The 21,856-nt window shown below is 54.5% G+C and carries 20 protein-coding genes; 14 read left to right on the top strand and 6 right to left on the bottom strand.

The features are described from left to right. The first annotated feature begins 125 nt into the window (after positions 1-125). Positions 126-671, top strand: a complete 546-nt coding sequence (locus CQ011_RS16790; RefSeq protein WP_105678849.1) for a hypothetical protein — start codon at positions 126-128, stop codon at positions 669-671. On the opposite strand, the gene CQ011_RS16785 is transcribed toward CQ011_RS16790, so the two are convergent. The 3 genes from CQ011_RS16785 to CQ011_RS16775 form a co-directional block, all read right to left on the bottom strand. Beyond that, positions 644-2,455, bottom strand: a complete 1,812-nt coding sequence (locus CQ011_RS16785) for an AMP-dependent synthetase/ligase (RefSeq protein WP_105678848.1) — start codon at positions 2,453-2,455, stop codon at positions 644-646. The genes CQ011_RS16790 and CQ011_RS16785 overlap by 28 nt on opposite strands. Before the next feature lie 106 nt (positions 2,456-2,561). Further along, on the bottom strand, positions 2,562-2,993 hold the full coding sequence (locus CQ011_RS16780) for a hypothetical protein (protein ID WP_105678847.1): 432 nt from the start codon (positions 2,991-2,993) through the stop codon (positions 2,562-2,564). After that, complete coding sequence (locus CQ011_RS16775) at positions 2,990-3,748, bottom strand: alpha/beta hydrolase (protein WP_105678846.1); 759 nt, start codon at positions 3,746-3,748, stop codon at positions 2,990-2,992. The genes CQ011_RS16780 and CQ011_RS16775 overlap by 4 nt, the downstream gene beginning before the upstream one ends. A 127-nt stretch (positions 3,749-3,875) precedes the next feature. Between CQ011_RS16775 and CQ011_RS16770 the strand changes: the two genes are divergently transcribed. Beyond that, positions 3,876-4,550 carry a lysophospholipid acyltransferase family protein gene (locus CQ011_RS16770; protein WP_105678845.1) on the top strand — a complete coding sequence of 225 codons (675 nt, stop codon included), beginning with the start codon at positions 3,876-3,878 and terminating at the stop codon, positions 4,548-4,550. A gap of 96 nt (positions 4,551-4,646) precedes the next feature. Next, entirely contained in the window at positions 4,647-6,038 is a 1,392-nt protein-coding gene (locus CQ011_RS16765; protein WP_181148174.1) for a class II 3-deoxy-7-phosphoheptulonate synthase, read from the top strand. A gap of 77 nt (positions 6,039-6,115) precedes the next feature. Here the strand turns inward: CQ011_RS16765 and CQ011_RS16760 are convergent, their stop codons facing one another. Both CQ011_RS16760 and CQ011_RS16755 read right to left on the bottom strand, forming a co-directional pair. After that, complete coding sequence (locus CQ011_RS16760) at positions 6,116-8,380, bottom strand: Stk1 family PASTA domain-containing Ser/Thr kinase (protein ID WP_181148173.1); 2,265 nt, start codon at positions 8,378-8,380, stop codon at positions 6,116-6,118. Positions 8,381-8,577: 197 nt separating this feature from the next. Beyond that, positions 8,578-8,826, bottom strand: a complete 249-nt coding sequence (locus tag CQ011_RS16755; protein WP_096256388.1) for a WhiB family transcriptional regulator — start codon at positions 8,824-8,826, stop codon at positions 8,578-8,580. A gap of 356 nt (positions 8,827-9,182) precedes the next feature. Here CQ011_RS16755 and CQ011_RS16750 point away from each other — a divergent pair, with 356 nt between their 5' ends. Further along, positions 9,183-9,587, top strand: coding sequence for a hypothetical protein (locus CQ011_RS16750; protein ID WP_105678843.1), 405 nt, complete (start codon positions 9,183-9,185; stop codon positions 9,585-9,587). Here the strand turns inward: CQ011_RS16750 and CQ011_RS16745 are convergent. Beyond that, positions 9,584-13,246 carry an FHA domain-containing protein gene (locus CQ011_RS16745; protein ID WP_105678842.1) on the bottom strand — a complete coding sequence of 1,221 codons (3,663 nt, stop codon included), beginning with the start codon at positions 13,244-13,246 and terminating at the stop codon, positions 9,584-9,586. The two genes, CQ011_RS16750 and CQ011_RS16745, sit on opposite strands and share 4 nt — an antisense overlap. A 283-nt stretch (positions 13,247-13,529) precedes the next feature. On the opposite strand from CQ011_RS16745, the gene CQ011_RS16740 reads away from it, so the two are divergent. The 10 genes from CQ011_RS16740 to CQ011_RS17990 all read left to right on the top strand — a co-directional run bounded on the left by CQ011_RS16740 (position 13,530) and on the right by CQ011_RS17990 (position 21,810). Beyond that, on the top strand, positions 13,530-14,756 hold the full coding sequence (locus CQ011_RS16740) for a TadA family conjugal transfer-associated ATPase (RefSeq protein ID WP_105678841.1): 1,227 nt from the start codon (positions 13,530-13,532) through the stop codon (positions 14,754-14,756). Beyond that, positions 14,753-15,604, top strand: coding sequence for a type II secretion system F family protein (locus CQ011_RS16735; RefSeq protein WP_105678840.1), 852 nt, complete (start codon positions 14,753-14,755; stop codon positions 15,602-15,604). The genes CQ011_RS16740 and CQ011_RS16735 overlap by 4 nt, the downstream gene beginning before the upstream one ends. Continuing rightward, positions 15,601-16,542, top strand: coding sequence for a type II secretion system F family protein (locus CQ011_RS16730; protein WP_105678839.1), 942 nt, complete (start codon positions 15,601-15,603; stop codon positions 16,540-16,542). The genes CQ011_RS16735 and CQ011_RS16730 overlap by 4 nt, the downstream gene beginning before the upstream one ends. Before the next feature lie 81 nt (positions 16,543-16,623). Beyond that, the gene (locus CQ011_RS16725) at positions 16,624-16,830 is read left to right on the top strand and encodes a hypothetical protein (protein WP_105678893.1); all 207 of its coding nucleotides are present in this window, start codon (positions 16,624-16,626) and stop codon (positions 16,828-16,830) included. 15 nt (positions 16,831-16,845) lie between these two features. Then, positions 16,846-17,262 carry a TadE family protein gene (locus tag CQ011_RS16720; protein WP_105678838.1) on the top strand — a complete coding sequence of 139 codons (417 nt, stop codon included), beginning with the start codon at positions 16,846-16,848 and terminating at the stop codon, positions 17,260-17,262. Continuing rightward, positions 17,255-17,695 carry a hypothetical protein gene (locus CQ011_RS16715; protein WP_286161244.1) on the top strand — a complete coding sequence of 147 codons (441 nt, stop codon included), beginning with the start codon at positions 17,255-17,257 and terminating at the stop codon, positions 17,693-17,695. The genes CQ011_RS16720 and CQ011_RS16715 overlap by 8 nt, the downstream gene beginning before the upstream one ends. Positions 17,696-17,801: 106 nt before the next feature. After that, a complete protein-coding gene (locus tag CQ011_RS16710) occupies positions 17,802-18,152 on the top strand; it encodes a hypothetical protein (protein ID WP_146112653.1) in 351 nt (116 codons plus the stop codon). Between the two features lie 48 nt (positions 18,153-18,200). Beyond that, positions 18,201-19,316, top strand: a complete 1,116-nt coding sequence (gene prfB, locus CQ011_RS16705) for a peptide chain release factor 2 (RefSeq protein ID WP_105678836.1) — start codon at positions 18,201-18,203, stop codon at positions 19,314-19,316. Positions 19,317-19,975: 659 nt separating this feature from the next. Continuing rightward, positions 19,976-21,685: a sodium:solute symporter family protein gene (locus CQ011_RS16700; protein ID WP_105678835.1), complete on the top strand. Its 1,710-nt coding sequence runs from the start codon at positions 19,976-19,978 to the stop codon at positions 21,683-21,685. Continuing rightward, positions 21,685-21,810, top strand: coding sequence for a putative transporter small subunit (locus CQ011_RS17990; protein WP_219844225.1), 126 nt, complete (start codon positions 21,685-21,687; stop codon positions 21,808-21,810). Before CQ011_RS16700 ends, CQ011_RS17990 begins: the two co-directional genes overlap by 1 nt. Positions 21,811-21,856: the final 46 nt, after the last annotated feature.

Below are 21,856 nucleotides of genomic sequence, written 5' to 3'. Positions count from 1 at the left end.
CTGTTTGTACAACTTCACGAGCCAGCAAACTGGAACACTAGGGGTATCTATGGAACGATGCACACTGGTGGTCCCGAATTCGTTCAAGGAAACGGTTCAAACTCAAATCTTGGGCAAGGAGAGCGATGCGTTTATCGCGTAAGCAGGGCGAAACACTTAAGCCAGCAACGTTACGGGCGAAGGCCCTCGCCGCAGGAAAAATACGAGCAACCCTGAACGTCAGCGTTTTCGCCCTCGACTCCGCGTTGCCAGCGGAAGCGCTCGCAGGTGTCCTGCAAGCTCAATTTCAAGAGCTCTCGTTGTCTTCGCAGGTGCAGGCGGCGGGTCCCGAACGAGTCCTAGCTGCGTTGGCCGGGCACTTTAGCAAAGCCGATGTTCTGGTGGTATTGGGTGATAGCTCCGCGAAAGCAGAACCGGCGCTCATGGATCTAGTGCAGTGGCTTTTGCTCAATGGGCAAACAAGTTTGGCAGAGAACTTACTTTATGCGCAGTTGGGATCAGCCAAAGCAGGAACTGTTGCACCAGTCTTTGAACGCGTGATCATACCCCTTGATTTTGCCGAGCGGGTACAACAAAGCGGCCGCAGGTTTCCCTGGGCCGCCTCATCCCACGAACAGTGGGAACTTGCTGATGCAGTACTGACTTATGCGACTGGCTTGGCTGCCGAATAGATTTCGTCAATGACCTGTTCGTAGTCCTTGAACACCACCGCACGCTTGATCTTCATCGAAGGGGTCAAATGACCGGAGGTCTCCGTGAAATCAGTGGGCACAATACGGAACGCCTTGATTGCTTCAGCGCGACTCACAGATTTGTTTGCTTTGTCGAGCAGTGACTGAATATGCGTCTTGACCACGTCCAGTTCTCCTGCTTGTTCGACGGTCAACGACTTATCCAACTGGTTGCGTTCCAACCAGCCCGGTAGTGACTCGACGTCGAGGGTGACTAGTGCCGAGATGAATGGGCGACCATCACCTAGGACGACGCACTGTGAAACTAATGCGTCGGCACGAATCTGATCTTCGAGCAGTGCTGGAACAACGTTCTTACCGCTGGCAGTAACGATAATTTCCTTCTTGCGGCCGGTGATCTTTAAGAACCCGTCAGAATCGAGCTCTCCAACGTCCCCAGTTCCAAACCAGCCGTCGGTGAAGGTTTCTGCTTCGAGATCTGGCCGGTTGTGGTAACCGCGCATCACGCAAATGCCCTTGGTCAAGATTTCGCCGTCTTCGGCGATACGAACTGCGTTGCCCGGCAGCGGACGACCAACGGTGCCGATCTTGATCTTGTCGGGGGTATTTACGCTGATTGGAGCCGTGGTTTCGGTCAAGCCGTAACCTTCGAGAATTGTCACTCCAATTCCGTTAAAGAAGTGTCCAAGACGCTGGCCTAGGGGAGCGCCGCCGGAGACGGCGTAGCGGATTTTTCCGCCCATGGCGGTGCGCAACTTGTTGTAGAGCAATACGTCAAAGAGCTTGTGCTTGGCCTTGAGCACTAGTGGAATATTGCCGTTCTCCATCGCGCGAGAATAAGCAACGGCGACGTCAACACCAGCGTGGAAGATCTTGCCCTTACCGCCGTCTTCGGCCTTCAGCATGGCTGAGTTGTATACCTTTTCGAATACACGAGGTACGGCAAGAATGAAGCTTGGCTGGAATGACTGGAGGTCAGGCAAGAGGTTTTTAACGTCGGGGGTATGGCCGACGCGGCAACCAACAGAAACGGCCAGTATCGAGATATAGCGGGCGAAGATGTGCGCGAGTGGCAGGAACATGATGGTCGCTGCACCGGGGTAGACACATTCAGGAAGTTCCGCGGCAGCGTTGTCAGAAAGCTCGACGAAGTTGCCATGGGTCAATTCGCAACCCTTGGGGCGCCCGGTAGTCCCGGAAGTGTAAATTACCGTGGCTACGTCATTGAGCGTAGCTGAGGATCGACGCGTTTCAAGTTCCTCGTCGCTGACTTCTTTCCCGAGATTGCGAAGCTGGTCAAGGCCGCCCTCAAACTGCCAGACGTCATCGAGTTCGTCTAAAGACTCTTGATGGGCGGCTTGTCGAACGACATTCTCATGGTTAGCAGATTCCACTACCACCGCGCGGGCGCCGGAATCGGCCATGATCCATGCGACCTGGCTGGGGGAGGAGGTTTCATAGATTGGTACGGTGATGCAGCCGGCATACCAGATGGCGAAGTCAACTAGGGTCCACTCGTAGCGAGTGCGTGCCATCAAACCGATGCGCGAGCCTTGCTCAATGCCGGAAGCAATGAATCCACGCGCGATCGCCGAGGCGTCGGCGGCAAACTGTGAGGCTGTAATGTCCTGCCAATCCCCATTAGCAGTTGGTACCGAGAAGAGCGCCGGATTGGCTGCTGAATTAGCATGCCTTAGGAGCAGATCGGTAATGTTCGAATTTTCCGGCGAGTGGATGCGAAGTGGCGAGCTGTATTCGCGCATCTGGTACTCATCTCCTGTGCTAAGTGTTCGGGCTATGACAATACGTAAGCTGTGTCACATCTATATTACTTGATAGTAACGTAGCCATGGAAGCGTTCCAAGTTGGTTAGACCTTAGCCCCATCATCTCCCGGATCTCGCTGAGTCGGAAGTCTTCGCAGCAAGTAAAAAATACCGACGATCGCTGCGGCCGCTAGGCCAAGATAAATAAAGCCTGGAGCGCTTCGAAAAAAGATTACACAAAAAAGCAGTCCAAAAGGACCGCCTACGGCACCAACCCACGCAAGGTTGAGCATTGGGTCGCCACTGCCGATAGCGGCAGGTTCTTCGGGAATGAACTCTTCGGGTGTTTCGTCGGCCGAATAATCACGCGGACCGCGTGCCAGTGGACCGGTATTAAATAATTTTGCTAATTCGGCAGCGCGCTCTTCTGCGCTGGGCTCACGCGGGGCGGGTACTTCGAGGTTTCTAAAGTTCTCCACCAACTCGTCCCAGCGTGGATCTTCGGTGTTTGATGGCTCATGTTCTGCCGGGTTCACTTAGCCTCTTCCCGCGCTGTCACATCGGTGAAAAAACGCAGTGATTCTTTGAAAATTTTCGGCGCATCATAATCCAACGTCGCCACGTGTCTACTGCGTGACAACGCAATACGTTCGCGAAGAATTCCCGGCTGCAGTCCCTTGAGAAGCTCGTGTACGGATGCATCCGAAACGACGTTATCCACCGCGGAACGAAATAATTGAACTGGTGCGCTCACTAAGGGGAGTCGGGCACGAGTTTGCGCGAAGAGCTTATATAACTCGTGTACGGCGGCTACCGGTGTACGAGAATAGGCATTTTCATCAGCTTCTGGCAGCGCAATGTCATTGCTGATTGGCGCGACCGATCGAACGACTCGGTGCAGATATCCTGCATAAGGTGCCACCGGTGAATCGATGACCAGTCCAGGATTAACTAATGACACGCCGGCGACGTTTCTACGTGTGGCAAGGTGTAACGCCAATGCGCCACCCATGGACAGGCCTGCGACAAATACCCTTCGATGTGTTGCGGCAAGTTCGTCGTAGGCATCTTCGGTGCGTTGGATCCACTGGTGATAAGGACGTCCAATCATGTCTTGCCAGTGGGTTTCATGACCGGGAAGTATCGGAACGCTAGTGGGTACACCTTGCTCTTCTAGGGAGGCGGCCCAGGGGCGCATAGCTGTAGTGGAGCCAGTAAAGCCATGGATTAACAGCACTGCAAAATCCACGTCCGACGTGGTCCCCGGGATCGAAGTAGCGTCTTTCATCATGTGCACCCCTAATAATTTAACGGTTCATAGTCGAGCGTAGTGCACAATTGTATGGAGTGGAATCAACGCACGCAGCAGCGAACCCACTCATAGACGTTCGAAGACAAAAACGAAGGAATGCCACCCCGTGCTCTACGACTTTCTCAAACGGTTCGCGGTTCGGCCCTTGTTGCGTATCTTTTTCAAGATCGACCTGCAAGGTATCGACAACATTCCCTTAGAGGGCGCGGCAATTCTCGCCTCAAACCACCTCTCGGTTAGTGATTCAGTATTCTTGCCAGCCAGTCTCGAACGCCCGGTGATCTTTTTGGCCAAGGACGATTATTTCAACGGCAAGGGACCCAAAGGACGTTTTGTCGCGTGGTTCTTCCGCAACATTAATCAGCTGCCGATGGACCGTTCCGGCGGGAAGGGCTCAGCTGCATCGCTAGCGAGCGCCAACCGCGCATTGCAAGAAGGCAAGTTACTGGGTATCTACCCGGAAGGAACACGTTCTCCGGATGGCCGGCTCTACCGGGCCAAACTTGGAGTAGCAAAACTGGCCATTGAATCCGGTGCACCCGTAATCCCTATCGCCATGATCGGTACAGACAAGGTCCAGCCCATTGGGCGGGGGATCCCTAAACCTGGGCGGATTGGGATACATCTGGGAGCACCCTTGGATTTCAGCCAGTACGCAGGGCAAGCTGATGACCCGCAGATCTTGCGCCTCGTGGCCGACAACATTCGCAAGGCCATCAACGAGCTCTCAGGCCAGAACTACGTAGACGTATACGCGCCGAAAAAGGCTAAAAATAGCTAGTTCAGAGATTCTAGGTAGTGTCCAGAATCGGTGTGTTACGTCCAGTTGTTACATTCATCGCGGTGCTTTGATGCTCTCACACGTAGAATCTTTAGGGTGAGCGAAGAAAACCGAACCCCATTGCCTGGCTCCTCTGTAGCCGGCCCCGCCACCGACCCTCAACTTGATGCGTGGCGTGATCTGCCTATTGCCCAACAGCCCACCTGGCGTGAGCACCCGGACTATAGCGCTTCAATTTCCGAACTGGGTTCACGTCCGCCACTGGTATTTGCTGGTGAAGTGGATATTTTGCGAGAACGTCTTGCTGCTGCGGCACAGGGCAAAGCGTTCCTCCTTCAGGGTGGCGACTGCGCCGAAACCTTTGACGGAGCGACCGCAGACAAGATCTCTTCGCGTGTGAAAACTATTTTGCAGATGGCCGTTGTGCTGACATACGGCGCTTCGATGCCGGTCATCAAGATGGGACGCATGGCTGGGCAATTTGCCAAGCCCCGTTCTTCCAACGATGAGACCCGAGACGGCGTGACTCTGCCGGCATTCCGCGGCGACATCGTCAACGGTTATGACTTCACCCCAGAGTCCCGCGCCCATGATCCTAAACGACTGGTGCAGGCCTACAACACCTCCTCCGCGACGCTGAACTTGATTCGTGCGTTCACTCAGGGTGGTTTCGCTGACCTGCGAAGCGTTCACTCGTGGAATGCCGGTTTCATGGCCAACCCAGCTCACTCGGCATACGAGCAGCTTGCCGGTGAAATCGACTCGGCGATCCGTTTCATGGATGCCTGCGGAGCCGACTTCGAAGCACTGAAGCGTACCGAATTCTTTGCTTCCCACGAAGCGTTGTTGCTGGATTACGAACGTGCACTAACGCGTACTGATTCACGGACCGGGCAGCCATATGACACCTCGGGACACTTCCTGTGGATCGGTGAGCGTACCCGTCAGCTGGATCATGCACACGTGGACTTCCTCTCGCGCGTGCGCAACCCAATTGGCGTGAAGCTTGGCCCGAACACCAAGCCAGAAGACGCGCTGGAACTGATCGAGAAGCTGGATCCGAACCGCGAACCAGGACGCCTGACCTTCATTACCCGCATGGGTGCGCAGAACATTCGCGAGAAGCTGCCAAACCTGGTCGAGAAGGTCACCGCTTCCGGTGCGCAGGTACTCTGGGTCACCGATCCGATGCACGGCAACACCGTTACCAGCGAAAACGGTTACAAAACCCGCAAGTTCGACGATGTTATGGACGAAGTCCGTGGCTTCTTCGAAGTCCACGATTCGCTGGGCACCTTCCCAGGTGGCTTGCACGTGGAAATGACCGGCGACGATGTAGCCGAGTGCCTTGGTGGAGCCGATCCAATCCGTCAAGAACAGTTCGACGATCTCTACGAGTCGGTCTGCGACCCTCGACTGAACCACAAGCAGTCACTGGAAATGGCATTCCTCGTTTCTGGCGCATTGCAAAGCCGCGGCCGACGCTAACCCGTCTAACGCAGAAAAATCCTGGCTCCTCTCACCATGAGAGGAGCCAGGATTTTTTTATTGCCACAATCCGAAAGCTAGAACGTGTACAGACTGACTTCGCTCCCACGCTCAGCCTGTTTATTCAGCGGCGTTTGCATGCGTACGGTATCTGAGAAGCCACCGAGCATCGATCGATTGGAAACGGTAAACCCGGCAGCTTCAAGAGTGGCGGTGGCTTCCGTGAGACTCTGGCCAAGGACCGAAGGGACCTGGAGGAGTTCTGGTCCCTTGGAGAGGTTCACGGTAATGGTGCTGCCGTAGGGGACCGTCTTATTCTGCGCGCTTTGCGCCACCACCAATTCGGGGGCAATATCAGAAGAATACTGTTTTTCTCCGACAGTCAGCTTTAGCCCTACATCGTTAAACTTTTGTTTGGCTTGTTCGTGGCTCAGTCCGAGAACACTTGGAACTTGGACTGGGGCAGGACCGCGCGAAAGCGTCAGTGAAATGGTGTTCTTGCGGCTAGCCATTTCACCCGAGGCGGGTGAGCTGGAAATAACCTTGCCCTCTTCAACCGAGGATGAATACTCCTGACTCGTTGTCAGCTTCGTCAATCCCTTATCGGCGAGGCGGGAGGTCGCTTCAGTTTGACTCAAACCTTGCAGTGCAGGAATTTCAAAAAGTTCCGGGCCACGGGAGACTAATAGATTGACGCCCTGAAATTTCATCAAGCTTTCGCCGGTGTTTGGCTTAGATTGCACAACCCTGCCGACGGCGACTTCATCGTCGTAGACCGAGTTCACGCGCACCGGGACACCTTGACTATCAAACTGTGAGACAGCCTGAGTTTGCAGCATTCCGGTGAGCGAGGGAACACGAATGATTGTTCCCGGGCCGCGGCCGAAGAACCATGCGCCGGCGGCGACTAAAGCAACGACGAGGATTAGCACCACGGTGATGACAGCCCGACGCCCACCAGTTTTGGGTCTCACCAGCTGGTGAGTAGGTACCTGCGCAGTTTTTCGCCATTCTTTAGCCGCCCGCTTTTGTTCTTGCTTCTGTGCGCGGGCAGATACTTTGCCCTGAGCGGCTGGGACCGCAAGGTCGGTTGCCGTGGGAGCTGAACCTGAACCCTCGAACTGGTCCAAGTCTTCTCGCGAATAAGCAGCAGTGGCCGAGGAAAGGGCGGTCTCTGGGGCATCGAGTTCATTGACCATGCGGGGTACCGTCGTTGTTTGGGCCTCACGCAGGTCCAGCACTTCGGTGGCATCGGAGGTGCTGATTACTGTGGTGGCTTCATCATCTGGCACGGCAGAGTAGTCTTCGGACGATGCCGCTGCGGTTTCCCCGAGGGTATCTTCATCCATCCACCAAGGTTGACGTTGTTCATCGCGATGGCGCTGCCACTCATCGAGTCGTTGCTGCACCGTGGTCGGCATTGCAGCCGCGGCGAGGGGCGCGAGATCAGAGACATCACCTAAGGACTCGGCATCGAGATCCAGCTCATCGTCAGTTAATGTTGATCGGATCTGGATGACATCATCGAGTAAAAATCCGGCATTTTGGGGACGTCGTTCAGGGTCCTTTTCGGTGCAGTAACGCACCAGTTCATCCAGATCTTCACTCAATCCTGGTACCAAATTAGAAGGCATTGGCATGGGTGAATCGAGATGGTGCTTCATCATGGCCGCAGGATTAGTCATGGGGAAAGGCAATTGGCCGGTGAGCATTTGATAGATCATGATGCCCACTGCGTAGATATCGCTACGTGAGTCGGAAGGAGCGCCAGAAACCAGCTCGGGGGAGACGTGGGAAAGCGTCGCCACCAGCGTGGCAGACTGGGTATGCGCACTTGCAGCTCGGGCTAAGCCAAAGTCGGTGATTTTGATTTCGCCGTTGTCGGAGAGTAAAACGTTGGCAGGCTTCATATCTCTATGCACGATGCCTTCGAGATGAGCGGCGCGAAGTCCACTGCAGATGCGCTCTAGAATGCTGAGCATCTGGCGTGGAGTGAAACGTCCACGTTCTTCGATGACCTCGGCGAGATTCTGACCACGCACATACTCCATGACGAGATACACATGACTGCCTGAAATTGCATGGTCGCGAATGGACACCACATTTGGGTGAGAAATATTCGCGGCGATAATGGCTTCAGACTCAAAACGTTCACGAACGAGGGATTCGCTAGCGAAGTTATCGTCCAGCACTTTCACTGCTACCGAACGGTGCAAGTTGAGATCCATCGCCCGGTAGACCCGAGACATCCCACCTAAAGCGATGAGAGTATCTAAGCGGTATCGGTGACCGAGGACTTGCCCTACAAGTTGGTCTGGTCGTTCAGGGGTTATCAAGGACAAACTCCTGCCACAGGGGAGCACAGTTGAAGGGTCTGAGACACTGCACGGCTCCTTTCGAACACAGATACTAAGTGTAGGTTACTCAGCTGGCCTGAGTGTTTCACGAGTTAAAGTCGAAATCCGCCAGTAGGATTCCCACTAGCGGATTTCAGACAGCATCCCGGGTTGCGAGATCTACCTCGGGTGCAGCTTTTACTCTAAGAAGCGCGACGAGCCCGAGCAGCACGACGCTTTAGGGCACGACGCTCATCTTCACTCATACCGCCCCATACGCCAGCGTCCTGTCCGGACTCGATGGCCCACTGCAGACAGGTTTCGGTGACGTCGCATCGACGGCATACGCTTTTGGCCTCTTCGATCTGTAAGAGGGCCGGACCGGTGTTACCCACCGGGAAGAAAAGTTCCGGGTCCTTTTCCAGACACGCCGCGCGGCTACGCCAATCCATGCTTATTGATGCTCCTTGAAATATTTGGGGAAACGAAGGCCCTCCAGTAAACGTCACAAAGTGAAAACAACTGCGAATTGGAAAAGCAGGTGAGTTACGTTGTGAGTACTGAAATCATCTTCGAGGAGTCGGTCAGGTACGAACTGAGATGTTCATTTAACCAACCACATTAGGTTTTCATGTTACGAGAAAGTAAACAAGAGTCATGGAAGTGAAATGTGGCTGAATCCCTGAGTGCTTTCTCACATGGCTTTCCGGTGCCCTCTGCGCTATCTGAGGAACGCTAGTCAGGGCTGATCTTTCCTTAGGACTACACCCGTTTGAGTTCCTGAGACACTTGCACGAAAATTAGTCTCGTGAGCAACAACGAATCTTCGGTATCCCGTCCGACCAGCGTTTTAACTGTGGCAGCACTAACGATGCTCGAAGCAATAGCGGTTCTGGTTTACGCAGCGAACTACCTTTTGCATCTTTCGGACGAGGGAAACCTCAATATGGGCGGGCGTATTTTCATGCTCGCGCTGTGCCTAGCAGCGGGTGCTTGGCAGGTTAGCGTTTCGCTGAACTTCTTCAAGGGGAAGGCCTTCACCCGCGCCCCCATTATCGTGTGGCAACTCTTCCAGCTAATCCTCTCGTTCTCATTCATGCAGGGACCATTTACCGGCATCGCTATTGCTGCGATTGTGGTGGCCGCCGTGACTATCGTGATGTTATTTGCTCCGAAAACAACGGCTTTCCTCGGAGATCGTCCACAGTCTTAAATACCTTCTTTATCGATCAAAATGGCGCGTGGTAGTCCGTGAACACTTGCTATCGCGCGCCATTGGTTTTTAATATCTAAATTCTTAGAGGGCCCCAACGGCTCCCAAGGCATTGGTTGTAGATCGTGCGGATGATGGGCCTCAACTACCACCACACATCTATCGTCGAGGACCATCCCCGGAGCCCCGACTTCGTAAGCGAGACGACTTGAAGGTGGAGCGAAAAGCACAGGAATCACTGCACAGCTCACTGCGGAATTGAGTAACGGGGCAAGCCTCGGATCATTCGTATGTTCGAGAACCAGACCGACGCTTCCACTGGTTGGGCAGTTGAGTAATGCTTCGAGGTCTTCGATTTTCTCCAGGCGCTCGATGCCCCACCGCTGGCACAAAACCTGGCTCAGTTCCTGTCGAATGGTGGTGTCCGCGCAAATTACGATCGACATCGCGGTGGCAGGCAATGAAATGCTGGTGTCCTCCAACGAACGAGTTCCTAACCGAAGCAATCCAGTGGAATTGTCCTTCTGCGCGTCTGAGATTACCCCGGACCACTGACGATCCGTTGTTGCCAGCGATTGTGCGGTACCAAGCTGAATGCTGCGTGCAACGTCGGTTCCGCTCAACAAAATTCCGCGTCCAACGTGGTTGGCAACGGCCGGTATTCGTGGCCAAGCCATTTTTAACGAGTCGGTGGCGTGGAACGGGAAATACCACTGCTCGGTGCACAAACCCGCGGCTTTGAGTAGCGATTGGTCCCGATCGACCGCTATGACTACGGTTGGCCCAAGGCCGCCGCGTCGCAGGAGTGCCCCTAGGACCTCATCAAAATGCTGGAAATGCTGCGGGTGCAGGGACGACTGTAATTGGCCGGCTCCGTGGATGAGTACTAACAACTGCTCATCTTCACGTAGTTCATCAAGGTAGTCGACGGCGTCGAGGAAATCGTAAGTGTCGTGCCCAGTCACCTGCAGCAGGTGAGGAAATCGCGTCCCGTCGAGGAGTAACTCCGGACCAAAACTTACAACCTTTCTCGGGAGTTGGCACAAACTGTTAAGCAACTGTCGAGGGCCAGCTTCGGGTAATCCGCACACCAGAAGGCTATGACCGGCTTGCCCACCGATAACTAAGGGCTCCAGCGTCCCGGACTCGAGCCGATCCACGAGCCCACACCAGATTTCTTCTGTTTGACCGTGCATCCATGGTGTTTTAGGCGGTATAGGGTTTAGCGGTAACGCTTCAGCAAACGGCGAGCGCCCCACACTGAAGGACTGCCACTCTAAGGCCAAGATAGCTATCTGCTGGTGCAATGCTTGCATACTCTCGTGCGCGGTGGGGAGATTGCCGAAGGTGCACACTTGCTTGGCGGTGAGATCCCGTGGACCTCGTTCGGCTAATTTGCCGTGAGGGGGCGGATCATAGGCGAGCGCAAACTGAAATTTGCGGGTGGACCGTGTAGCACAGTGAATGACTGCCTGTCCGGGGCTTGTTAATGCTGCAGCGTCAGGAATGCCGACTAGCTCGATGGATTCACCGGGGTCATTGACGCGTAGGGCGATCACAGTGTTTAGGTTGGCTCTGGTCTGTCCGGTTAAGGTGCCGGCCGGTCGCTGGGTGCTGAGCAAAAGGTGTATGCCCAATGCCCTCCCAACGGCAGCGAGACGGTCTATTCGTGGGTTGGCTTCGGGGATGGAATCACTGAACACCCGGAATTCGTCAATTACCACTATGAGGCTGGGAAGCGCAGGGCCAGGCTGAACTAGTTCTCTGTACTCGCGTAGGTCACTACAACGATATTCGGCCAACAACTCCTCACGACGGGTCACTTCGATTTCCAACTGGGCCAACGCGCGTTGAGCGGCGGCTGCGTCTAAATCACTGGCGAACAGCTGAACGTGGGGCAACTGTGCGAATACGGACAGACCTGCACCTCCTTTAAAATCGATGAGCGCGAAGGCCACCTGTTCAGGCGAATAATCGCTAGCCAATTGCTTCACGATGCGGCGAAGTGCTTCAGACTTTCCAGAACCGGTCGTTCCGCAGATCAGCATGTGTGGTCCGTCTGCGCCGAAGTCGAGAATAATCGGATCCTGCTGATCGGTAGCACCAATAAGCGCCGTTAAGGCACGAGCCGGATCGCAGGGGGTAATTTCGTTGGCCTCTGTGAGGCCTCGCATTGCGTGGGACTCGGCCAAGCTGAGGCAGCGATCAATCAGCCGAACAAAGCGTTGCACGCTGAGCCGTTGTACAGTGTGCAGCGCAAGCTGTGTATCTTCGAGTGCGACCTCGGGAGTCCGGGGATTCACCCACCACGTGCTCTTTGGTACTGGGCCTTGGCCTATGCCGATCACTAACGCCTGCTCGCATAGTTGCGCCGGGGCAGACACCACGTACAGGGTACGTAACAAGCCGTCTGATTTGGGTGCCAGCATGGTGGGGGCGGCCGCCAGCGGTGGCAGTCCGGTGCTGACTCCGGGTAGCAGCAGTAAACTCGCCGGGAGGCATTGCAATTTCGGATCGAGCACCAGTTCTAAGCGTCCGGATAAAACCGCCGGTAGATAGCGAGCCAAGATCGCGAAGAGCAGTTCGGTGCTTGGTTTGTCCTGCGCACCAATGATCTGCCAAGCGCCCGGCACACTGGGGGAGAACACCGGTGACGGGCACGGTGCGTCCAAGGAAGTACGCGCCTTCCTACGTCGCTTGGTCTTAGACGAAGCATCTTCGGCAGCCGGCGACCACAACCCCTGGCCAAAGACCAGTGGAGGCAAGCTGGCTGAAGGTATCTGTAATTCGGTGCGTGCCATTCCTGCCAGCATGCTAATTCCCAGGGGCGAGGCATAGGTTGCTCGGGTATTGATGATGTGCTCGCGGTACACCACCGCTTTGGTTTTCCACCGACGACGTTCGCCAATCAACTGGATGGCAGGGAACACTCCGAGTAGCGCCGAGGCGCCACTGAGTAGTAGAAACAGCATTGACCCGGTGAATACCGCCAGCATCACTCCGGAAAGCATCGGCAGAAGGGCTGCTAAACATAGGGCGATCAGGCGCTGAAGCTCTGGCTTATCCGGCAGTGCCCAGTGAAGTTGCTCGGCATTGATAGACTGCGCATGATCAAGCATCACCGGGTCGCCCACACATAACTCGGTATCACCGAGCCAGAAATGTGTGCCGCGTTCCAAAGACAGTTCGCTCAGTGGCTCATTGGAAGAGTGTTGCGGAGAAATCCGCAGCGTGTTGGATGATTCGCAGGTCAGCAGCAATTGGGATTGGTCCACTCGAATGCGCGCATGACGCCGCGCGATCTGGGGGTCTTGCAACCATAGGGGAGCACAACGCCCTACCTCATGAGTTCCTTGAACCAGTCGTAAGCTCGCGCCTGCATCTGGCCCGGAAGCGACAAAAAGCTGCAAGGCCGATGGCGTCTGGTGTTCGCGCGGAAGAACCGGACGCGGAATGTCTGTCAGCAACAAGTGCGTGCGCGAGCTTAACTCCGGAGCTTCTTCTAAGGCACCTGGCCCAAGAAACCAGCGCGTTGAACCAAAACTTGCGGAGAGGATCGTCGATAATTGCGCACCGTTAAGGGCAGCGGAAACCTCCAACTGAAACTGGCGCGGCTGAGCGAAAGATCGAGAAATAAGCAACAGCTCATAACGCACCATGATTTTCCTCCTCAGCCAGGCCCGCCACTTATAAGTACTTCAGCATCTACAGGTCACAGCGCACCTGGGTGCTTCACCGGCTGTGGAGAACGTCGCCCTCGGGTTATCCACATCTCCACTCGGGTATTGAAAGACAACGATTCTGGGGCTAGGCTCCCATCACATACCCACTTCTCTCAGAACACGAACAGAAATGGGTTGCACGATGTTGTGCTGGCGCTTCAGCGGCCGGTCTACCTCGATCATTCGGGAATATCTTCATAGTTTCGGCTGAGGACTTGACGTGGACGCCCTATCCATCGTGGAAGACGAAGTACGTGAGCTGGTCCGTCGACGCGGGCTAGATCCCGGCAAACAACAGGCGCTCATCCGATCTTTGATTGACGATGTCTTGCGTGACTACGACGAACGAGCGCTACTCGGCGCAGTGCCTGCTATCGGTCCGTTAGACGAGGCCCGCCGTCAGGTGTATGACAACGTGGCAGGGTTTGGGCCATTACAACCATTGCTCGATGACCCCACCGTCGAGGAATTGTGGATCAACTCGCCACATCAGATTTTCTGCGCTCGTGGCGGGCAAAGCGAACTCACCCATATCCGGCTCGAAAGTTCCGAAGTGGCAGCGTTGGTTGAACGGATGCTGAAATCCTCAGGGCGCAGGCTCGATCTCTCACAGCCCTTCGTGGACTGCCAACTCCCCGATGGATCCCGGTTGCACGTAGTCATTCCAGACATCACCCATGAACATTGGGCGGTGAATATCCGCAAATTTATCGCTCGGGCCAATAAACTCGAAGACCTTGTAGAACTAGGATCCCTCAGCGAGGATGCAGCGGCCTTTTTAGGGTGGTCGATCGGCGCGGGACTCAACGTCGTGGTTACCGGGCCCACCCAGGCAGGCAAAACGACAATGCTCAACTGTTTGGCTTCCTCCATCGGCTCTCGCGAACGCATCATCACCATTGAAGAGATTTTCGAACTAAACCTGGCCTTGCGCGACGTGGTGAGCATGCAAACCCGGCTACCAAATCTGGAGGGTACCGGAGAAATCACGATGCGCCGGTTAGTCAAGGAAGCACTGCGCATGCGGCCCGATCGGATCATCGTCGGGGAGGTACGCGAAGCCGAATCGCTAGACATGCTGATCGCGTTGAACTCCGGAATTGCCGGCCTATGTACGCTCCACGCAAACTCTGCCCGCGACGCAATCACCAAAATATGTACGTTACCGCTCCTTGCAGGCCCGAACATCACCAGTGATTTCACCGTGCGAACCGTGGCAGCCTGCATTGATCTGGTGGTGCACTGTACGCGTGATCCCAATGGAAAACGCTATGTGCAAGAAATCCTCAGCGTGCGCGGACGCGTCGAAGACGGCCAATTCGAAACCTCCACGCTGTTCGACTACACCGACGGCGAATTGAGCCAAGCACCGGGAGCCGATTGGTCACATGACAAATTCGCGCTCGCCGGAATCAACGTCGCACAATTGCTCATGGAGCGGTCATGATCGCTTTATGTGGTTTACTCGGCGGCTTGGGCGTGGCCCTCATGGTGGATTGGCTACTTTTTGACCCCAGTCCGCCAAAGCCCAAACGGCAGTCGCTGATTCGCCTATCACTATTGCGCGCAGGCATTGTGAATCTCAGCCCGGCAAAATTCGTCGCTATCTGTGCCGCCAGCGGAATAGTTTTTGTGCTGATCACGCTGGCCTTGACCGGTTCGTGGTTATTCGCCGCCGTATTTTTGCTCTTTGGCTTCTGGGCGCCATGGGTTTACCTGCGCCATCAAGCAGCTAAACGTCAGGCCGCATTGCACGAGCAATGGCCCGAGGTGGTCGATCATCTACGAAGCGCGATCCGCGCCGGGTTGTCATTGCCAGAGTCCCTCAGCCAGCTGGCCAGTATGGGGCCGGAACTGCTGCGTCCTGCTTTCAGCGACTTTGCACTGGATTACCGGGCCACCTCAAACTTTTCGTTAGCGCTCGAACAACTCGGCGACCGGCTCGCAGACCCGGTTTCCGACAAGATCCTTGCAACGCTACGCATCACCCGCGAGGTGGGCGGCACCGACCTTGGTCAGACGCTGAGCACCCTCGCCGCATTTTTGCGTGATGACGTGCGTACCCGTGGAGAACTCGCAGCCCGCCAATCATGGATTGTTTCTGCGGCCAGATTAGCGGTGGCGGCCCCCTGGATTATGTTGCTCGTCTTGGGCACCCAAGAAGCCGCAAAAAATGCCTACCTGACCCCCGGCGGGGTAGTGGTGCTGGCCGCCGGTCTGGTGATTTCACTGTTGTGTTACCGAGTGATGCTGCGCCTAGGCAATTTACCTGTGGAAGAACGGGTACTGGCATGAATTCACTAGTTCCCTGGGCGGTGCTCTGCGGTTTCGGACTGGGTCTGGGATTGTGGATGATCGTGGTGAACCTGCCATCGTGGCGTCCGCTGTCCTTTGCCGAAAGGGTCGCCCCGCACATCCGGGTGGGAACACGCTCCTCACGTATGCTCGAAGATTCATGGCGCGCAGAATCGCGCAGTCCGGCCTTAGTGCAATTTGCCGCCCCGGTCCTCCAACAGATCAAACGCTTGGCCAGTTTGCACAACCCCGGCATCGAGACCGTCCGCAAACGCCTACGCGCGGCCGGACTAAAAATGAACGTCGTGGACTACCGTTCCCAAGAGATCATTTGCGCGCTACTGGGACTGCTTACTGGCGCCGCACTGATGGCGCTCTTCGCATTGGGGCGCACGACAAACTTCGCGTTCGCTCTCATCGTGGTCCTAGGCTGTGGCATCTTCGGATTTCTTGCGCGAGGCTGGTGGCTAAATGAGCAAATTCAGCGTCGCGCACGCAGAGTCTTGACCCAATTTCCAACAGTTGCCGAGGTTCTGGCATTAACGGTGGGCGCCGGAGAATCAACCACTGGAGCGATCGAACGTATTTCACGCATCTGTCACGGGGTGATCGGCGAGGAATTTACCGAAACATTGAATGACATCCACTCGGGAAATTCCATGATTCAAGCCATGCAGAATATGTCCGATCGCATCCAAGTCGGTGCGATGACGCGCTTTGTTGATGCCATCGTGGTCGCCACAGAACGTGGCACTCCACTGGCTCAAGTGCTCCGTGATCAAGCACAAGACGTCCGTGACGCCTCAAAACGTGAGCTGATGGAAGTCGCCGGAAAACGCGAAATCGGCATGCTTGTTCCCATAGTTTTCGGCGTGCTTCCGCTGACGATTGTCTTTGCGGTATTCCCTGGATTGGCCTTATTGGAGATGAGCTATTGACAGCTAACCCACCTTCACAATATCTACACTCCGCAAAAGTTAGGAAGAATTCCGATGTCCAGCATTCATTCTTGGTTCATGATGACAGCCCTAAGCCTGCTCGACGCAGGACAGAGATTCTGGAGACAATTCACGATAAAACTACGTGACGAGCGTGGAGATGTCCCCGGATGGGTGATGATTACGCTGATGTCAGCACTACTTGTTGCAGCGCTGCTGGCCATCGCCGGCCCACGACTACAAGACCTGTTCAATCAGGCGATCGATCGAGTATCCGGCCTAGGCTAAGCCGGAATTCTCAAAATGAATCGGGTTACACGCGCCAATGCTCGCCGCTTCTGGAAGCTGGGATCAGAAGAGGCAGGCTCGGCCGTGGCCGAATTTGTCATGATCACTAGTCTGCTGATCATTATCGCCGTGACCTTAATTCAACTGACGCTTGTGCTTCATGTGCGCAATACCCTCATCGATGCCGCCGCCAATGGAGCGCATTATGGAGCATTAGCTAACCGTTCACCCGGGGACGCTGCCGGGCGGACCCGCACACTGATCGGCGAGTCTTTGCACAGTGGGTTTGCCCGAAACGTGCAGGTATCAACTAGCGCGGTGGGGGAGGGACAATTAGTCTCCGTCACCGTGAACACCCGTGTCCCGCTCATCGGACTCTTACCCAACGGGTGGGACCTCACAGTTCATGGTGATGCGGTGCGCTATGACTGAGGCCGGTATGGCGCGGGCAGAGCAAGGACCTGATGAAACCGAAAAGGGTAGTGCCATCGTCGAATTTATTTTTGCGTCTACGGTGTTGCTGATCCCAATGATTTATCTAATCCTTGCCGCCGGGCAACTTCAAGCAGGATCGTATGCAGTTGTTGGCGCCGCAGACCAAGCTGCCAAGGTATTTGCGGTGGCAGAAAATCCGATGCAAGCACGTTCGCACGCCCATCAAGTCGTCGAGCGAGCGATGAATAACTTTGGATTAGCGGGAGCCGACACAGATATTTCTTGTGACAAAACATGTCTAAGCCCGGGCAGCGTCGTTACGGTCAGGGTCTCCCTACGGGTGCAGTTACCTTTTATCTCTGAGTATCTTGATGCCTCCGTCTTCACCGTCGATGCTTCGTCGACCCAACGAATTGATCGTTTTGGATAGCGGAAACTGGTGGAGAAGATTGCTCCGCAGGTTTCATTCCGAGGATGGGCAGTCCTTGGTACTTGCGATTGGGCTATGCGCGATCACCTTGCTAACAATTTCAGTCGTGCTCGCAGCGAGCGCCGTTAACCTCAAAGCCCGCCAGCTCTTATCGGTCGCCGACGGGGCTATCGTCGCGGCAGTAGACGAATTCGAGTTTGTTGGCGACGGAGGCCAACCACGAATTGAATTGAATCATTCACAGGTTCAGGCCGCAGTTCAGCGATACCTGCAGGATGTGGATGCCGGACAGCGTATTGATAACCTTACGATCGGTTCTGTCCAAATTCTGCCTGATGGCCAGGGCGCGACGCTCTCGCTCACCGGTTCGGTGCAACCACCAATCATTGGTTGGATCGTGCCGTCTGGGGTGAGCATTCAGGTCAACTCAACGGCACGCACGGTACTGAGCCGATAACGTCGTGAACTTAAGCCGTTGGGCTGCATGGCGTAGGCTTAGATAACCATGGCAAAAACTGACTTCCCCGCTGAAATCCGTTCGCTCCGATCCACTTTCTCTGCGATTGAGGATGTGAGCGACGTTGCTCAAATTAAGGCCGACATCGCCGTACTCTCCGAAGAGGCCGGGGTGCCGGACCTATGGGACGACCCGGCCAGCGCGCAGATTGTCACTAGTAAATTGTCTCATCGACAATCGGAACTTGAACGCTTGAACAAGATCCGTACACGAATCGAAGACCTTGAAGTGCTGGTGGAACTCGCCGAAATGGAAAACGATGACGAGACCCTCGCCGAAGCCGATAAGGAATTAATCTCCATTCGCAAGGCACTCGCCGAGTTGGAGATCGTCACCTTGCTCAATGGTGAATTCGACTCACGCGGTGCCGTAGTAACGATCCGTTCGGGTGCAGGTGGCGTAGACGCGGCAGATTTCGCAGAAATGTTGCTGCGCATGTACTTGCGATGGGCTGAAAAGCACGGATATAAAGCCACCGTGATGGATACTTCTTATGCTGAAGAAGCAGGCTTAAAGTCAGCGACCTTTGAAATCGATGTTCCTTACGTTTTCGGCACGCTTTCGGTGGAAGCCGGCACCCACCGATTGGTGCGTATTTCACCGTTTGATAACCAAGGACGTCGCCAAACTTCGTTCGCAGCCGTCGAAGTGGTGCCTTTGATTGAGCAGACCGATACCATCGAAATTCCCGAGTCGGAGTTGCGCGTAGACGTCTTCCGTTCCTCCGGACCTGGTGGACAGAGCGTGAACACCACCGACTCCGCTGTTCGCATGACACACATTCCTACCGGCACAGTGGTGTCGATGCAGAATGAGAAGTCCCAGATTCAAAACCGGGCCGCTGCCTTACGCGTTATGCAGTCCCGTCTACTATTGCTGAAGAAAGAAGCCGAGAGCGCACAGAAGAAGGAATTCGCTGGAGATGTTAAGGCTTCCTGGGGCGATCAGATGCGGTCCTATGTTCTTAACCCGTACCAAATGGTTAAGGACCTGCGCACCGACCACGAAGTTGGTAATACGCAGGCTGTGCTAGATGGAGAAATTGACGACTTCATTAATGCCGGAATCCGATGGCGCGCGGGTAATCGACGTCCCTCAAATTAAGTTGTAAAAGCACTCAAAAAGGCCTGAAAACTGAAAAGTTTTCAGGCCTTTTTTGCGCCAACTTCTATCGTAATTTTGTAACATAAACCTTCGACTGCGTATCTGAATTTGAGCATCAATAGGGGACCTCATAGACCCGAAATCTGAGTACATGCTAGGATGGCTAAGTCGTTGAGTGATCTATACCATCCACTTTTCGCGAATCGTACCGTGTCAAACTCGCATGATGTAGGCAATTTTCTTGTTGCCGCCCTGCCATGGACGCGGCTAATAGCTGTGATTTCGCTCGAAAATTAGATGCATCTTTTGGTGATCAAAAGACGGCAAATGAACGAACGTGAACCTTTAAGTAATCATGAATTTCTGAGTGTAATTTTGCATTGGAATTCAGTTCGTCAATGAAGAAACGCATTTATACGGCGATGCTGTCCTGAAGAAGGGGCAGCACTTTGTATGCCGGGAGTTGGATGCGACCAAGATAAAACGATACGTAATTGGAGTGAAGGAAGTGGTTGATGGGCGTAGAGCTTAGGTACGTCGGCTAAACGAATCCTCGTGGAGTATTCCCCGGGATGAGACGTGCGAACCACGCATCAAAAGTTTCAGGTTAAACCTGGACGATGCCAATTCACAACTACGTCGTTTGAAGGAGGTGGCGTGTGAACAACCCGGAAACGGTCGGTTTCAGCGCCTTGGTCATCATACTTTTATTGGTCCTTTTCTATGGTGGAACATTCTTCGTGTCCACCAAGATCGGCCAGAAAAATGAAAACGCTGACGGTTATATGACCGCTGGCAACAAAATCGGATTCGGAATCTCTGCGGCCAGTATGACCGCAACGTGGATTTGGGCTTCATCAATGTACGCCTCGGCATCTTCGGGCTACACCTATGGCATCAGTGGACCTATCCACTACGGGCTCTGGGGCGCACTGATGATTCTGTTCATTTACCCATTCGGTAAGAGAATCCGTAAAGTTGCTCCGAAGGCTCACACCCTCGCAGAGGTCATGCACGCGCGACATGGACGTTCCAGCCAGTTAATGCTGGCCGGCTCGAACGTGGTCGGTTCAGTCATCTCATTGATGTCTAACTTCATTGCCGGTGGCGTGCTTATTTCGATGCTCTCCCCATTCAATTTCATCCAGGGCGTGCTGGCGGTAGCCGGTGGCGTATTGCTCTACACCCTTTGGTCGGGGTTCCGTGCCTCTGTCTTGACTGACTTCATGCAAGTCATGGCAATGCTCGGCGCGGTAGCAATTATTGTTCCGTTCATTTTCTTCGCAGCGGGGTTCCCAGCAGCATTCGAAACCGGAGCAGGAAACCTTACCGCCCAACAGTCGAACTTCTTCTCATCCGACGCATTTTTGAACCAGGGTGCACCATATATCGCCGCGGTTTTGGCCTACGCGATTGGTAACCAGACCATCGCTCAGCGTCTCTTTGCTGTCCGTGAAGACCTTATTAAGCCAACCTTCATCACCGCCACCATTGGTTACGGTGCCATGGTGATCGGTGTCGGTATGATCGGCGTCCTTGCGCTCTACCTTGGTTTTGAACCTACAGGTGGGGACCAGAACAACATCATCCCTGAGATGGCGATGAGCTATCTGCCTGGAATCCTGTTGGCGTTGTTCTTTGTCATGATCATTGGTGCGCTTTCCTCCACCGCCGACTCTGATCTGGCGGCGCTATCTTCCATCATGATGGCCGACGTTTACGGCCAGAACGTTGCAGGCAAAACGAAGGCCAATCCAAAGACCATGCTATTGGTCGGACGTATGACCATGATCGTCGCAACCGTGATTGCTGTCTGTTTGGCCAGTTTGCAACTAAATATCTTGGATCTTTTGGTCTTCGTCGGTGCGCTATGGGGAGCATTAGTTTTCCCAGTGCTCGCCAGCTTCTACTGGAAGAAGGTTACGAACAAGGCCTTCACCACTGCAGTCTTGGTAGCACTCCTAGTATTCATTCCGGTTCGTTTCGAACTGATCCCTATGACCGGTTTTACCGCGGTAATCATCGAGCTGTTGGCAATCCTCGGCATAGGCATCGTTTTGGGTTTGATGTCGTTCGGATTCTTTGGGCTTCGTGTTGCACTTATCGTTGGCACAGTAGCCACGCTGGTCGCTGCACCATTCTGCTTCGGATTCCTGCGTGACTACACCACGCTCTCGGCATCACTCGTCGCCTATTCGGTCAGTACATTGATCTGTTACTTCATGTCGTTCCGTTCAAAGATGGACTTCGACTTCTCGGTCATCGCAGAACGAGCCGGAGATTTTGACCCCATTGAAGAGATTGTCGCTAGTGCGACTAAGGGTTCCGCTCGTAGCAACGATTCGAACAACTCCGAAAGGAATGAATAATGTTGGCCCTGACCATTTACGTACTAGCTTGGCCCGTCATCGTCGCGGGAGTTGCCTTCTTCATTGCCAGGGCGTTTATTTCCGAAGCGCGGGAAGCCAAGCGCAACGGTGACCCACTGATTTAAGTCATGAATTGAAGGGTAAGGATCGGTTTGCGCCGATGCTTACCCT

The sequence above is a fragment of the Arthrobacter sp. MYb213 genome (assembly GCF_002979915.1).
Classification (GTDB): domain Bacteria; phylum Actinomycetota; class Actinomycetes; order Actinomycetales; family Micrococcaceae; genus Glutamicibacter.
Note: the sequence above shows the minus strand (reverse complement) of the source record. Positions and strands in the feature narration are given on the sequence as shown.